Origin of the sequence: Ramlibacter pinisoli, from assembly GCF_009758015.1 — a bacterium.
Lineage (GTDB): Bacteria > Pseudomonadota > Gammaproteobacteria > Burkholderiales > Burkholderiaceae_C > Ramlibacter > Ramlibacter pinisoli.
This window is the reverse complement of the sequence record NZ_WSEL01000002.1, coordinates 235,019-248,893: the sequence shown is the minus strand read 5'-3', so window position 1 is coordinate 248,893 and position 13,875 is coordinate 235,019. Positions and strand designations below refer to the sequence as shown.

The following is a 13,875-nucleotide window of genomic DNA, read 5'->3' as shown; positions in this document are numbered from 1 at the left end:
ATGAACAGGATGGTGGCGCCGATGTAGGAAATGGTGGCGAGGCTGGAGGACATGTGCTTCGCCTTCGTTTACTTGCGGAACATCGCCAGCATGCGTCGCGTCACCGCGAAGCCGCCGAACATGTTGACGGCCGTCAGGGCGAGCCCGAACACCGCCAGGCCCAGGATCAGCTGGGCGGGCCGGCTGGCGCCGGCTCCGCCGACGGGCGGCGCCACCTGCACCAGCGCGCCGATCGCGATGATCGAGGAGATCGCGTTGGTCACGCTCATCAGCGGCGTGTGCAGCGACGGCGTCACGTTCCAGATCACCATGTAGCCGACGAAGCAGGCCAGCACGAACACGGTGAAGTGGGCCAGGAACGACGCCGGCGCGTACAGGCCGACCAGCAGGAACAGCAGCGCCCCGACGCCGAAGGTGATGGCCAGCGACTGGGCCGACATCGGCTCGCCGGGCCCGTGGCCCTTCGGCGCGGGAGGCATCGCGGCGGCCGGCTTCTGCGGCGCGACGGCCGGCGCCTTCGGCGGCGGCGCGGGCCAGGTGACCGCACCGTCCTTGATCACGGTCAGGCCGCGGATCGCCTCATCATCCATGTTGACGACGGCGACGCCGTCCTTGGCCTTGCACAGCTCCTCGGCCAGCCGCTGCAGGTTGGTCGAATACAGCGTGGAGGACTGCTTGGCCAGGCGGCTGGCCAGGTCGGTGTAGCCGACGATGGTGACGCCATGCCGGACGACGGCCTCACCCGGCACGGTGAGCTCGCAGTTGCCGCCCTGCTCGGCCGCCATGTCGACGATGACGCTGCCCGGCTGCATGGTCTGCACCATGTCGGCGGTGATCAGCTTGGGGGCCGGCTTGCCCGGGATCAGGGCGGTGGTGATGATGATGTCGGCTTCCCGCGCCTGCTGCGCGTACATCGCGCGCTGCGCCTGCTGGAAGCCTTCGCTCATCACCTTGGCGTAGCCGCCGCCGCCCGAGCCCTCTTCCTCGTAGTCGACCTTGACGAACTCGCCGCCGAGCGACTTCACCTGGTCGGCGACTTCGGCCCGGGTGTCGTTGGCGCGCACGATGGCGCCCAGGTTGGCCGCGGTGCCGATGGCGGCGAGGCCGGCGACACCGGCGCCGGCGATGAACACCTTGGCCGGCGGCACCTTGCCGGCGGCCGTGACCTGGCCGTTGAAGAAGCGGCCGAAGGCGTTGGCCGCCTCGATCACCGCCCGGTAGCCGCTGATGCCGGCCATCGAGGTCAGCGCATCCATCTTCTGCGCCCGCGACAGCTGCCGCGGCAGCGCGTCGATGGCCAGGACCGTGGCCCGGCGCGCGGCCAGCTGCTGCATCAGCTCGGGGTTCTGCGCCGGCCACACGAAGCCGACCAGCATGCCGCCCTCGCGCAGCAGGCCGACCTCCTCCACGGTCGGCGGGCGCACCTTGAACACGATGTCGGAGCCGCTCCACAGCGCGGCGGCGTCCGGCACGATCTGGGCGCCGGCGGCGCGATAGGCGTCGTCAGGAAAATTCGCGGCATCGCCGGCGCCGCTCTGCACGGCGACGGAAAAACCGAGCTTGACGAGCTTCTCCACCACGGCGGGGACGGTGGCGACGCGCTTTTCACCGGGCGCGGTCTCGGCCGGCACGCCTATCTGCATGGGAAGTCTCCTGGCGGGAAATGAGGTTGTCAGGGTTTGGTCAAGCTTACCTGAACTCAGCCTGAACTCAGCCGCAGATCCAACTGGAAATGCGGCTGCTCGGCCCTATCTTCCTCGCCCCCTTCCTGCAAGACCAGCTTCATGGCGTTATTCATCGTCTCGGGCCTGTTGCATCTGCTCATCGGCATGCGCCTGGTCCCGGCCCTGCCGATGCTGGCCGCGGTCGCCCTCGGGCTGTGGCTGGCCCTGTCCACCGCGCTGGTCCCGCTCGGCCTGACGGCGCGCCGCTGGGCCCGGCCGCCGGCCGCCGACCGGCTCGCCGCCGCCGGCCTGTTCGCGCTCGGGCTGTTCTCCACGCTGCTGGTGCTGACGCTGGCGCGCGACCTGGTGCTGCTGGGTGCACACCTGCTCGATGCCGGGCCGGCGGCGCTGGATCGCCGCAGCGCGCAGCTGGTGCCGCTGCTGGCGCTGCTGCTCACGCTGGTGGGCCTGCTCAACACGCGGCGCACGGCGCGCATCAAGCACGTCGACGTCCCGATCGCCAACCTGCCGGCCGCGCTGCACGGCTTCACCATCGCGCAGATCAGCGACCTGCACGTGGGCCCGACCATCCGCGCCGCGTACGTGCAGCGCATCGTCGACCGGGTCAACGGCCTGGAGGCCGATGCGGTGGCGATCACCGGCGACATCGTCGACGGCCCGGTGCCGGAACTGCGGCCGCACGTCGCGCCGCTGGCCGGGCTGCGCGCCCGCCACGGCAGCTTCTTCGTCACCGGCAACCACGAGTACTACGCCGGCGCCGGCCCCTGGGTGGCCGAGGTGCAGCGGCTGGGCATCCGGGTGCTGATGAACGAGCACGTGGTGATCGAACGCGACGGTGCCTCACTGGTGCTGGCCGGCGTGGCCGACTACAGCGCGCATCGCTTCGACGAGGCCCATCGCAGCGACCCCACGGCCGCGCTGGCCGGCGCTCCCGCCGGGGCCGGGGCCCGTGTGCTGCTGGCCCACCAGCCGCGCAGCGCCACCGCGGCGGCCGCGGCCGGGTTCGACCTGCAGATCTCCGGCCACACCCACGGCGGCCAGTTCTTCCCCTGGATCTTCTTCGTGCGTCTGCAGCAGCCGTTCACGGCCGGGCTGCACCGGCTGGACCGGCTCTGGGTCTACGTCAGCCGCGGCACCGGTTACTGGGGCCCGCCCAAACGGCTGGCCGCGCCGTCCGAAATCACGCGGCTGAGGCTGGTGGCTGCCTGAGCGGTCCACTCAGCTGGGCTGGTGCGAGTCCTACAAGGACGTGAGGTCGTGTCCGACGTGGATGAGTTTCCCCGGGGTCAAAAACTGCCCGGATGCCACGCCCAGCCTTTGTCTCACTCCCACTCACCGGTGCCAGCGCCGCCGGTGTCTGCTACCTCGGCGCAGCGCGTGCACGCCGCAAATTCGAGCTCTATTACCCCGACGGATTCGCGGACGAGACCTACCTGATCGCCGAGCGCTCCACCAAGGAGCGCGCCCATGTCGAATGGCAGGCCGAGCTCGGCCCGGCCGAATTCCGCAAGCTGCTGGCGCGCGGCGAGTTTCGCCAGATCGCCGACATCGCGATCCGCATCGAGTCGCGCACCAACCTGCTGTTCTCGTTCGAGAAGATGGCCCTGCGCGACGCGCTGCGCACGCCGGCCGGAGCGCGCCTGTTCGCCCACGAGCTGTACGCCTTCCTGCACGGGCGCGGCGCGCCGCAGCGCCGCTTCCAGGACTGGGTGCAGGCGGTTAAGGACCTGCCGCAACCGCGCGGCAAGGTGCTCACCTGGCCGGTGGTCACGGTGTTCGGCTTCCTGGCCCGCCCCGACCGCCACCTGTTCCTCAAGCCGCGCGTCACCCGCCGCGCGGCGCGCGCCTACGGCTACGACTTCGGCTACGGCTCGGAGCCGTCCTGGCCGGTCTACCACGGCCTGTTGACTTTCGGGGCCATCATCCGCCGCGACCTCGACCGCCGGCCCGGCCTGCGGGCGCGCGACATGATCGACGTGCAGTCCTTCATCTGGGTCCAGGGGGCCGACGAATACGACGCCTGACGCGCCGGTGCGGGCGCCGGGCCCGCCGGTGGCCGACCGCGCAGCGCCGCTGCGTCGGCCCACGGCGCGCGCCGGCGCCACCATAATCCGCGCCCATGGGAGCCATCGAACCGCGCTGGAAACCCAGCGTCACCGTGGCGGCCGTGGTCGAGCGCGACGGCCGCTTCCTGCTGGTCGAGGAAGAGACCAGCGAGGGACTCAAGCTGAACAACCCCGCCGGCCACCTCGACCCGGGCGAGTCGCCGGTCCAGGGCTGCGCCCGCGAGACGCTGGAGGAGACCGCCTACCCCTTCGAGCCCACCGCCTTGGTCGGGGTCTACCTCTCGCGCGCCCGCAAGCCGGCCACCGGCGAGGACTTCACCTACCTGCGGTTCGCCTTCTGCGGCCGGGTGGGCGAGCCCGAGCCCGGGCGGGCCCTGGACAGCGGCATCGTGCGCGCGCTCTGGCTGACGCCGCAGGAGGTGCGGGCCTCGCGCGCGCGGCACCGCAGCCCGCTGCTGGTGCGCTGCATGGAGGACTACCTGGCCGGGGTGCGCTACCCGCTGTCGGTGGTCAGCACCGACCCGAGCGTGTTCGGCCTGCCCTGATCAGTCGGCCTTGATCTGGGCGCGGCGCACGATGTCGCTCCAGATCTTCTGCTCGCTGGCGATGAAGGCGGCGAACTCCGACGCCGGGCCGCCGCCGCCGACCGCGTTGTCGGTGGCGAAGCGTTCGGTCACGGCGCTGGAGCGCAGCGCCTTGTACGACTCCTCCTGGAGCCGCTTGACGATCTCGGGCGGGGTGCCGGCCGGCGCCAGCATGCCGTACCACTGCGAGGTCTCGAAGTCCTTGTAGCCCATCTCGTGCACCGTCGGCACCTCGGGCAGCACGGCAATGCGATCGTGGGTGCCGACCGCGATCGCGCGCAGCTTGCCGGACCGGATGTGGGCGCCCAGCGCCGGCATGCCGGCCGACGAGGCCTGGGTGCGGCCGGCCAGCAGGTCGGTGAGCTGGGGCCCGGTGCCGCGGTACGGGATGTGGGTCATGAACATGCCCGTCACCAGCTTCAGGTACTCCATCGCCAGGTGGCCGGCGCTGGCGTTGCCGGCCGAGCCGTAGCTGAGCTTGCCGGGGTTCTTCTTCGCGTAGGCGACGAATTCGCGGAAGTTCTTGGCCGGCACGTCCGGGTGGATGACGAACACGTTGGGCACCTTGGCCAGCAGCGTCACCGGCACGAAGTCCTTGTTCACGTCGTAGGGCTGGTTGGCCAGCATGTACGGATTGACCGCCAGCGTGCCGACATGGCCCAGGATGACCGTGTGGCCGTCCGGCGCCGCCTTGGCCGCTTCGGCCATCGCCACCACCCCGGCCCCGCCCGGCTTGTTCTCCACGAACACGCTCTGCCCGAGCTGCTTGGTGAGCTCGGCGGCGACCGAGCGGGCCACGATCTCCGAGGTGCCGCCGGGGGCGAACGGCACCAGGAAGCGGACCGGCTTGGACGGCCAGGCCGGCTGCGCGCGCAGCGCGGGCAGCGCGAGCGCGGCGGCGGCGCCGGCCACCAGGCGGCGGCGGGTCAGGGGGTGCTGCAAGGCTGGAATCATGCGTTGTCTCCTGGGCGCGAGCTTAGGGGGCGCACGTTGGCATGCCTACCGGCGCAAACCCCGAGCCGGCCCGCCGCGGCGCCGTCCCCACGGACCATCGGGCTGCTGTCCCGCTGGGATAATCCGGGCCATGGACGGCAGCAAGCGGGTGGTGGTGGGACTGAGCGGGGGCGTGGACTCCGCGGTCAGCGCCTGGCTGCTCAAGCGCGAAGGCTGGGACGTCGTCGGCATCTTCATGAAGAACTGGGAAGACGATGACGACGACGAGTACTGCTCGTCGCGCCAGGACTTCATCGACGCCGCCAGCGTGGCCGACGTCATCGGCATCCCGATCGAGCACGTCAACTTCGCCACCGAGTACAAGGACCGCGTGTTCGCCGAGTTCCTGCGCGAATACCAGGCCGGCCGCACGCCCAATCCCGACGTGCTGTGCAACGCCGAGATCAAGTTCAAGGCCTTCCTCGACCACGCCATGCGGCTGGGAGCGGCCAAGATCGCCACCGGCCACTATGCGCGGGTGCGCGAGCGCGGCGGCCGCTTCGAGCTGCTCAAGGGCCTGGACGAGACCAAGGACCAGAGCTACTTCCTGCACCGGCTGTCGCAGGACCAGCTGGCCAAGGCGCTGTTCCCGGTCGGCGAACTGCGCAAGACCGAGGTGCGGCGCCTGGCGGCCGAGATCGGGCTGCCGAACGCGGCCAAGAAGGACTCCACCGGCATCTGCTTCATCGGCGAGCGGCCGTTCCGGGAGTTCCTCAACCGCTACATCCAGAAGGAACCCGGCCCCATCAAGGATGCGCACGGCCGCGTGATCGGCCAGCACCAGGGCCTGTCGTTCTACACCCTGGGCCAGCGCCAGGGGCTGGGCATCGGCGGCCTCAAGGCCCGCGGCGCCCAGCGCGGCGGCGGCGAGCACGCGCCCTGGTTCGTGGCCCGCAAGGACCTGGACGCCAACACCCTGTGGGTGGTGCAGGGCCACGACCATCCCTGGCTGCAGTCGCTGGCGCTGGACGCGGCCGATGCCAGCTGGATCGCCGGCGTGGCGCCGCCGGCCCGCGACTACGGCTCCAAGACCCGCTACCGCCAGGCCGACGCGCCCTGCCGGCTGGCGGCCGGCGCCAACGGCGCCTTCCACCTGGCGTTCGCGCAGCCGCAGTGGGCCGTGACGCCGGGCCAGTCGGCCGTGCTGTACGACGGCGAGGTCTGCCTGGGCGGCGGGGTGATCGCGGCCGCCGCCGCCGGCGCGGCCTGAGCGCGCGTCCGGCTCCGCGCCGCACCACCCTGCCGAATCCCGCGCACGACCTCAGCGCGGCCGGCCGGGCTCGCTGCCCGGTGAGCTCGTCGGGTACGCAGCGGTAACAGCCCCCCGCAGCCGCTCCCGCCTGGCTATGGTGGCGGCGCGGCCTTGCGCGTGCGGCCGCAGGAAGGCCCAGGTGCCGTGGTGATGCCCGTCGACAGCGCTTCCGTCCGCCGCCCGGCCGACATTGAACCCGGCGCCGCCCGTCGCCGCGGGCGCGCCGGCAGCACCGGCCGCGCCGCCGTGCGGCCGGAGCAGGACGGCGACGCGGGCGGCGATTGCTACTACGAGGCGACGGTCCTGCGGCCGCCGCCGCAACCCCCACTGGCCGGCCGGGTGCGGGCCGATGTCTGTGTGGTCGGGGCCGGCTATGCCGGACTGTCGGCGGCGCTGGAACTGGCCCAGCGCGGCTACTCGGTGCGGGTTCTGGAAGCCCGGCGCGCCGGCTGGGGTGCCTCGGGCCGCAACGGCGGCCAGGTCATCGTGGGCTATGGCGGCGACGGCGAGATGGCGATCGAGCGCCAGCTGCCGGCCGCGGACGCCCGGCGGGCCTGGGACGTCAGCATCGCCGGCCTGGCCCTGCTGCACGAGCGCTGCCGGCGGCACGCGATCGATTGCGACTGGCAGCCCGGCCACCTCAGCCTCGCGACCCGGCCGCGCAAGACCCTTGCGCTGCAGCGCTGGATGGCGCACGTGGTGCAGGCCTATGCCCATCCGCTGCGCTTCATTCCCCGGCCCGAGCTGCCGCGCTGGGTGGCCAGCGCGCAGTACGACGGAGCGGTCCTCGACGCCGCCTCCGGCCACCTGCACCCGCTGCGCTACTGCCTGGGCCTGGCGCGCGCCGCACAGGCCGCCGGCGCGCACCTGCATGAGGATTCACCGGTCGTGCGCATCGAGCGCGGCGCGCGGCCGCGGGTCCTCACCGCGGCCGGCGCCTGCGACTGCCAGTTCGTCGTGCTGGCCGGCAACGTCTACCTGGACGCCTGGGGCGCGGCGGTGGCGCCCGAGGTGAGCGCGCGCATCGTGCCGGTGGGCACGTCCATGCTGGCCACCGCGCGGCTCGGCCGGGAACGGGCCGCGGCACTGCTGCCCGGCCGCGCCGCGGCCTCGGACAGCAACACCATGCCGGACTACTTCCGGCTCGCCGCCGACGACCGCCTGCTGTTCGGCGCCGTCGACCGCCACGCCGGCCTGGCGCCGCGCCTGCGGGCCGAGGCGGTGCGGCGCCGCCTGCTGGCGGTGTTCCCGCAGCTGGAGGATGTCGCGGTGGAACACGGCTGGGGCGGCCTGGTCGACCTCACGCTCAACATGGCGCCGCACTTCGGCCGCCTGGGCGGCAACATCTGGTTCGTGCAGGGCTTCTCGGGCCACGGCGTGGCGATGGCCGGCATGGCGGGGCTGCTGGCGGCCGAAGCGATCGCCGGCCAGGCCGAGCGCTTCGACCTGCTGGCGCGCATCCGCCACCTGCCGGTGCCGGGCGGCGCGCTGGTGCGCACGCCGGCCCTGGCGCTGGGGCTGTGGTACTACCGACTGCGCGACGCGCTGTAGCCGGCCCCTGGACGGATGCAAAACGCCCGCTGTCCAGCGGGCGTTTTGCTGTCTGTGCTTCCCAGGACCGCGGGAAGCGGCGCGCGGCGAGCACCGAGCCCGCGCCACCGGCGAGGCGGTGGGCCCCTGCCGATCAGGGGGACCGGCCCGCGGGACCTCAGAACGGATATTGCGACAAGAAAATGTGGATAACGGCCTCCGTGTGAGTGACTGAGGGGGCCGCGGCATACCTGAAAAGTGGGTACAACCCGCGCCCGGGCCTCTTTTTAGCCATACACGCTAAATTTGGCCGATTTTGTGGGTACGCCCTTCGGCAACTGCCGAAAACGGATCGTTGTGCCGAAACAACGCAGAGGAATTCGCTCAGATCAACTCTCAACTCCCGAATCAATTTGGGCGGAACGCGGGCAACTGAGCTGGAGCCGATCGAAGCAATGCTCAGGATTCCGTGCCTGCTTTCTCGTCCAAGTCAAAACAAGGTCAGCACGCGACGATCAACCTGAAGATCACGAATCTCGGGGCGAGAGGTGGCGACGCTGGCGATGGGCAAGCCGGCCAAGCTGGTGGAAAGGGGGGTCGTCGCGCGCCGGCACCAACGCCGCACCGCCGGCCTGCGACTGGCCGCCTTTTGGGAGCACGCGAGCTTGAATGCGACGAGGGGGCGCCGGCGGCCTTTGGCCCCGGCTAGCGCCGATCGAGCAGATGACGCGGGGGACGAAGCTCTGACGTTGAGATGCTCGGGGCGGACTTGCAGTGACGCAACGCACCTCATGACCACAAAGGCCATTGCAGGTGCGCCAAGCGGCCTGCAACCGGTTCACGCTGGTACGCGGAGGAAGATCACTTCCGGGTAGAACACCCCATCAAAAAACACGTTGCGCGCACTCACAGGGGAACCATCAGGACCGATGCTGAAGAATGGCCGATCGGGTGTGATGCCAAGGCGAGACTCCGGGACCATCTCAACTTCAGCAATGTCCAACGGCGATAGCGAAGGTCGCTTGCTGGTCTGAAGGGCCTGCGCCACATGCGAGTAGAACTTCCTGGTTCTATCAATGCTTGGATGCGGAACGATCCAGAGCTTCCACTGGTCAGGATCCGGGTACCTCACCCAAGCAGCGAACCGTGGGGGAACATTCCTGGAGTCCAAGGCACGCAAAAGGGCTTTGCCCCGTCTTACCAGTAGAGCTTGATCCATGGAAGGACTCCTGCCTGTGCATCGTCAACTGCGTCCAGCAAGTCAGTGGCGTTCTGTGGAGTTGTCTGTCCATAGCGCGCGTCTGGTCCCCACTGCGAGACTATCCCCCAGTTGGTTCTAAAAGGAAGGTCCATCGCCGAGCGCGTTGCGAGCGCTGGCTGCAATCCCGCGAGGGAGACGAGTTTTGGCAAGTCGTGAACCCAGATTGCTGTTGCGAGACTCTTTTCAGGGATAACGTCCGTCTGGAATTGACGGGAAACGCAAGCTTTCAACGCCAATTCCACGGCATATCCGGCCAAGTAGTAGGCATTCGAAAACCGATTGTTCTGAAGCAGCAGGCGAGCGTCGAGGATCTTCTCGTCCGCCATCTGCTGCATCTGTGTCCTAGGAATGGTTGCCACGCGTGTTTCCCGCAGATCCTCGCAGCCGTAGATGCATCAATTCGCCAAGCCGCTTCATGGACTGCCTCAGTGTATCCGCCGGCCGGTAACCGGCAGCCGGCGGTAGAAGTGCGAAGCTCCATCAGCACGTGGCGTGCTCGCCACCCTCAGGTGCGTGGGTGCAGACCCCGACTTTGCAGTAGTGGCGGTTAGGTCGGGTTCTTGCGAAATCGGCGCCTCACAGCGCCGTATCGAAGTTGGAAATGTGTGAAGGTGGGGTTCGCCATGCCCGCTCGGCCCGCGATCGCGACAGCCAACACCCAGATATTCAGTTGTGGCTGGATCGCCGCGAACCCCTCCAGGTCAAGGCTAAGAGCAGGCTGCGCTGCAAGGCCTAGGCCTTCGCCGCTCTCCGCACCATAGACAAGCTCGCTGGGCCGGCCTTGGGCAAGGTCTATGCCGTCAAAGACAGGGCCACCAACCGGCTCGCCCGCGTAATCGGGCATGCAGACTGCCACATCAAACACTGAACCCAGGACCTCCACCCATGAGTGGTCAAAATAGCGGCTTCCCACCCCGACTTCACCGATACAAAGCTCAGAGGGGACATTGTTCTCCGCAAGAAGCATGTGCAAGACGGCAGAAGTGTCGTGACACGCCCCCACGAAGTCCTCCTTGACGACGAACTTCAGTAACTCCGCGAATGCGCTGTAGATCGCCAGCCCAAGCGGAATTCCATCCGTCATGAGACGCGCTCGTTCTAGGCAGGACTCCACGTACGTGTGGCGAGCGGAAGGCTCGAGCGTGCGGGGATCCACATCAAGGGGATAACAGGTCACAGGGCTTCAACGGTTACAGACAAATCTCGCTCTATTCCTCATTCAGTGAGGATGCGAGAGAAAGGCCTCTGGCTCTGAATCCGAGGCGATCGACAGTGAACCCCGCGCACTCTTCCAGTTTTTGATTGTAGGTGAAAGTCACTGAAAAAACAGGTCTCACCAACGCTTGCAAAGTGGCAACCACGTGATCCACGTTCACGCCGTATAGCTCACCCTTCTCTTGGATGGCGGAACTATTCGCATAGTAATCTGAAACCGGGATATCCATCTCTAGATCCACACGCCGCAAATCGAACGTACACGCCACGAAAACCTCGCCGTTTTCCAGGTCACTCGTGGAATCGAGATCGAAGTCTTCAACCCCCTCCCTTATGCGAACCGAGATTGGCGAGACATGCGCCAGAACATTACTTCCGGGGAACAGATGCCGCTCCAGAGCGCGAACAAAGCGGGCGTCGCCGCCCTCAATTAGGTCTTTGACGGCCGCCTCAACGTACCGGTGGAATTCTGACATCGTTCGCCCGTAATCGAGAACATGTTCGTTGCGATTGATATTCGCCTTCACGAACGTGCTCATCCTCGGATAGGGCTCCACCAGATCTTCAAGCTCGTGGGCCGTTAGGTCCTCGACAAGGTCTTCGTGAAGGCGCTTTCCATCTGCGCCAAAGAAGTCGCTCACGTTTTCCGTGATGAACGCGATCTTCCGGTCAACCTTATTGAGCTTTAGATACTCCACCAACGACATCCAAATGAGCGTATCTCGGTAGCCCTTCTCCTTTTCCCGAAATGGGCGTTTCTGAGCCATCGCTCTGGAAACGATAGTTCGGTGCGACAGGCCCTCGTATTCAAGAATTTTCAGCCGATCAACGCGACCTGAGAGAAGGGATGCTAAATCGTAGTTTCCATGTTCTTGCGATGCAGGCAACTCAATTTGTTGTCGCGTCAAACGCGTCCACTCTGCTGCGGCCTGTTCGAGTGCTTTGTACGCCGACGGCAATCTGCGTTCACGCAGATTTTGTACCTCCTCGATCACCACGCGCGAGATCAACAGCGCGTGACCCTCGTTGTTCAGGTAGTGAAACAAGTACCGCCACGGTGCGGCATCCAAGTACCAGTGGTTATGGAAGATATTGGTATCGACGAATACGTGCATGCCGCAGAGTCGGTTAGGTGCCCAGGACCTAGAATATGACATCAAAGCTAGCAGTCGACTGCCCGATGCGAGATGCAGCTGCGAGGGGGCTCGGAAAGGCCTCCAAGGTTCGCTCCTGCGCCTCGGGCCTTACTTTGTGGTTCGCAACGGCTTCGCTGATCGCGGGGGCCATCGTTCAATCACCTACAACGCCAAGCCGAGTTCGTACCTCTGACACGAGCTTTAGCCTTCTCCCAGCTGCTGCGAGAAGGTCTGGGGACCTTGGGCTGGCTAGCTGCGGACTGCTGCTGGGCGCGGGCTGAGCAGGAAACTAGCAGCTAGTACGTGAGTCGTCTTGGCCGAGCAGAAGACAAGTTGTCAGATCGGCGCTGATGAACTTGCCGACTCGAGGAGCAGTCGTGCGCTAAATGAAGGTCCGAAGTAGCGCTAACATCGAGAAAATGCTGCCGCAGCTCCTCACATTTCTTGGCAAGAATCCTGGCACCAAAGCCAAGGAGTTGGCCGCGTTCTTAGGACGGGAGAAGAGCGCGGTCAATCAAGTTCTCTACGAGAACAGCGATAAATTCTTGCGCGATGATGATTTCAAATGGTCTGTGATTTGCCCACAGGAACTCCACATTGAGTTACCTGGAGACTCATGGCTGACCACCAAAGATCTCGAAAACCTACTTTCCAGGCATTGCACTCCATGGCATGTCGACTGCGAAAGTGTGATTTTTGTGTTCGGCAAGGAATGTCGAATGCTGCTAGACGCGTTAGCCAGACTGCTGGCCCTATGCAATCAGCTCCACGCGGCGGGCAAGAAGGTTTCGCTGGATTTCACAGATTGCCCAAGCACAGCCCGCTACCTCGATCGAATGGATTTTTTCGAGGTTCTGGCATCCGACATCGCCGTCCTACCTCGTCGGCCGAGGGCTCGACTCGGAGCACTTTACATGGGCAACAACGACGGTGTCATCGAGCTCCGAGCCATTGATCCGGCTCAGCCAGACAACGAGATCCCTCGGCTCCTAGAACGCAGCTTCGTGAGCTGTGTCGACGAGAGCTACTCGACGCTGGCCTTGACTGTTATCGGGGAGCCATTTAAAAACGTGTTGGATCATTCTTGTTCTAGTCTTGCTGGTTTTGCGGGCTTGCAAGCCTATAAAAACAGGACTCGTATTCAGGTGGTCATATCTGACAATGGCCTCGGCATCGTCGGGACGTTGCAACCAATTCTTCACAAACGCTATCCGGAAATCGCCGAAAAGATTGAAAAATCAAATGAGCACTCGGGTATCGCGCTGCTTAAAAAGGTGTTCTCGACGGGTCAGATTAGCCAAGTAGCGGAACAAGGTAGGGGGGCGGGTCTCAAGAGTTCGGGGGACCAAGCTCGTAAGTACAGCGCTCGAATTTCGGTGCGACAACAGGATTTCGAACTTCGAATCGATCACCGTCCCGAGGGTACGCGGTACACCCCCTATACGAACCTGGTTCGCATCCACGGCACGCATATCAGTTTCGATTTCAAGCTTGACGGATCCAGAATCTCTCGTTAAATTAAGCGTATGAACCAGAACTCCGTCGTCGTGAAGCTTCGGGATTTCACGAGTACCGATAGACCGTTCGGGAACACTGAAGGCAAGGAGGCCTTCAGAATGCTGGCGGATTTCGTAGAGGGGAAGCACGGCGCCCGCGTTATCGGCGTTTCGTTCGATGGCATCACTGCAACAGACGCTTCCTTTGCTCGCGATAGCGTTGTGTCGCTTGCCAAGCAGTTGCGAGGCGAGCGCGGCTTCTATCTCACCGACTTGAGCAATAGAGACCTGATTGATAACTGGAGCTACGCTGCCAAGGCGAAAGATCAGCCGCTCGTCATATGGACGGGCGCGGAGTTTGAGGTCATAGGTCCGGAACTCACGCCTGGTACGCGCACCCTCGTCGAGTACGTGCTGAGGAAAGGGCAGGCCCTTGCCTCTCAAGCCGCTGCTGACTTGGGCATCTCGGTTCCAAATGCCAGCACCCGGCTCAAGACGCTGGTGGCGCAAGGCTACCTCCTCAGGGTTGAAGAAGGTGCCGACTCCGGCGGGATTGAGTTCAAGTACCAACCGATCCACTGATTCTGGTTAAACAGCTTCCCTGAATCAGAAAATTTAGTGTAGGATGTGGCCAGTCCAAAGCACGGAGCTGCGGGC

General features: G+C 65.9%; 12 protein-coding genes. 7 read left to right on the top strand and 5 right to left on the bottom strand.

Features of this window, described 5'->3' with window-relative positions:
• Nucleotides 1-68: 68 nt before the first annotated feature.
• Nucleotides 69-1,643 carry a Re/Si-specific NAD(P)(+) transhydrogenase subunit alpha gene (locus tag GON04_RS01210; protein ID WP_157396173.1) on the bottom strand — a complete coding sequence of 525 codons (1,575 nt, stop codon included), beginning with the start codon at nt 1,641-1,643 and terminating at the stop codon, nt 69-71.
• Nucleotides 1,644-1,784: 141 nt separating this feature from the next.
• Between GON04_RS01210 and GON04_RS01205 the strand changes: the two genes are divergently transcribed.
• The 3 genes from GON04_RS01205 to GON04_RS01195 all read left to right on the top strand — a co-directional run bounded on the left by GON04_RS01205 (nt 1,785) and on the right by GON04_RS01195 (nt 4,296).
• A complete protein-coding gene (locus tag GON04_RS01205; RefSeq protein ID WP_157396172.1) occupies nt 1,785-2,894 on the top strand; it encodes a metallophosphoesterase in 1,110 nt (369 codons plus the stop codon).
• Between the two features lie 92 nt (nt 2,895-2,986).
• Nucleotides 2,987-3,709, top strand: a complete 723-nt coding sequence (locus GON04_RS01200) for a hypothetical protein (RefSeq protein WP_157396171.1) — start codon at nt 2,987-2,989, stop codon at nt 3,707-3,709.
• A gap of 104 nt (nt 3,710-3,813) precedes the next feature.
• Entirely contained in the window at nt 3,814-4,296 is a 483-nt protein-coding gene (locus GON04_RS01195; RefSeq protein ID WP_181653583.1) for an NUDIX domain-containing protein, read from the top strand.
• Here the strand turns inward: GON04_RS01195 and GON04_RS01190 are convergent, their stop codons facing one another.
• Nucleotides 4,297-5,289 (bottom strand): Bug family tripartite tricarboxylate transporter substrate binding protein, encoded by a 993-nt coding sequence (locus GON04_RS01190; protein WP_157396169.1) that lies wholly within the window; start codon nt 5,287-5,289, stop codon nt 4,297-4,299.
• A gap of 130 nt (nt 5,290-5,419) precedes the next feature.
• Between GON04_RS01190 and mnmA the strand changes: the two genes are divergently transcribed.
• Nucleotides 5,420-6,538 (top strand): tRNA 2-thiouridine(34) synthase MnmA, encoded by a 1,119-nt coding sequence (gene mnmA / locus GON04_RS01185; protein WP_157396168.1) that lies wholly within the window; start codon nt 5,420-5,422, stop codon nt 6,536-6,538.
• Between the two features lie 192 nt (nt 6,539-6,730).
• Complete coding sequence (locus GON04_RS01180; RefSeq protein ID WP_157396167.1) at nt 6,731-8,131, top strand: NAD(P)/FAD-dependent oxidoreductase; 1,401 nt, start codon at nt 6,731-6,733, stop codon at nt 8,129-8,131.
• A gap of 1,176 nt (nt 8,132-9,307) precedes the next feature.
• Here the strand turns inward: GON04_RS01180 and GON04_RS01175 are convergent.
• The 3 genes from GON04_RS01175 to GON04_RS01165 form a co-directional block, all read right to left on the bottom strand.
• Nucleotides 9,308-9,730, bottom strand: a complete 423-nt coding sequence (locus GON04_RS01175) for a HEPN domain-containing protein (RefSeq protein WP_157396166.1) — start codon at nt 9,728-9,730, stop codon at nt 9,308-9,310.
• A gap of 188 nt (nt 9,731-9,918) precedes the next feature.
• The gene (locus GON04_RS01170; RefSeq protein WP_157396165.1) at nt 9,919-10,455 is read right to left on the bottom strand and encodes a hypothetical protein; all 537 of its coding nucleotides are present in this window, start codon (nt 10,453-10,455) and stop codon (nt 9,919-9,921) included.
• 124 nt (nt 10,456-10,579) lie between these two features.
• Nucleotides 10,580-11,701: a PIN domain-containing protein gene (locus GON04_RS01165; protein WP_157396164.1), complete on the bottom strand. Its 1,122-nt coding sequence runs from the start codon at nt 11,699-11,701 to the stop codon at nt 10,580-10,582.
• Nucleotides 11,702-12,141: 440 nt separating this feature from the next.
• Between GON04_RS01165 and GON04_RS01160 the strand changes: the two genes are divergently transcribed.
• Together GON04_RS01160 and GON04_RS01155 are read left to right on the top strand one after the other, a co-directional pair.
• Nucleotides 12,142-13,239: an ATP-binding protein gene (locus GON04_RS01160; protein WP_157396163.1), complete on the top strand. Its 1,098-nt coding sequence runs from the start codon at nt 12,142-12,144 to the stop codon at nt 13,237-13,239.
• A 9-nt stretch (nt 13,240-13,248) separates the two neighbouring features.
• On the top strand, nt 13,249-13,800 hold the full coding sequence (locus GON04_RS01155) for a MarR family transcriptional regulator (protein ID WP_157396162.1): 552 nt from the start codon (nt 13,249-13,251) through the stop codon (nt 13,798-13,800).
• Nucleotides 13,801-13,875: the final 75 nt, after the last annotated feature.

What these genes read in the sequence shown, in the direction of transcription:
- GON04_RS01210 (WP_157396173.1), bottom strand. Translation starts at nt 1,643, where the DNA reads ATGCAGATAGGCGTGCCGGCCGAGACCGCGCCCGGTGAAAAGCGCGTC.
- GON04_RS01170 (WP_157396165.1), bottom strand. Translation starts at nt 10,455, where the DNA reads ATGACGGATGGAATTCCGCTTGGGCTGGCGATCTACAGCGCATTCGCG.
- GON04_RS01165 (WP_157396164.1), bottom strand. Translation starts at nt 11,701, where the DNA reads ATGCACGTATTCGTCGATACCAATATCTTCCATAACCACTGGTACTTG.
- GON04_RS01200 (WP_157396171.1), top strand. Translation starts at nt 2,987, where the DNA reads ATGCCACGCCCAGCCTTTGTCTCACTCCCACTCACCGGTGCCAGCGCC.
- GON04_RS01205 (WP_157396172.1), top strand. Translation starts at nt 1,785, where the DNA reads ATGGCGTTATTCATCGTCTCGGGCCTGTTGCATCTGCTCATCGGCATG.
- GON04_RS01155 (WP_157396162.1), top strand. Translation starts at nt 13,249, where the DNA reads ATGAACCAGAACTCCGTCGTCGTGAAGCTTCGGGATTTCACGAGTACC.
- GON04_RS01180 (WP_157396167.1), top strand. Translation starts at nt 6,731, where the DNA reads ATGCCCGTCGACAGCGCTTCCGTCCGCCGCCCGGCCGACATTGAACCC.
- GON04_RS01160 (WP_157396163.1), top strand. Translation starts at nt 12,142, where the DNA reads ATGCTGCCGCAGCTCCTCACATTTCTTGGCAAGAATCCTGGCACCAAA.
- mnmA (WP_157396168.1), top strand. Translation starts at nt 5,420, where the DNA reads ATGGACGGCAGCAAGCGGGTGGTGGTGGGACTGAGCGGGGGCGTGGAC.
- GON04_RS01190 (WP_157396169.1), bottom strand. Translation starts at nt 5,289, where the DNA reads ATGATTCCAGCCTTGCAGCACCCCCTGACCCGCCGCCGCCTGGTGGCC.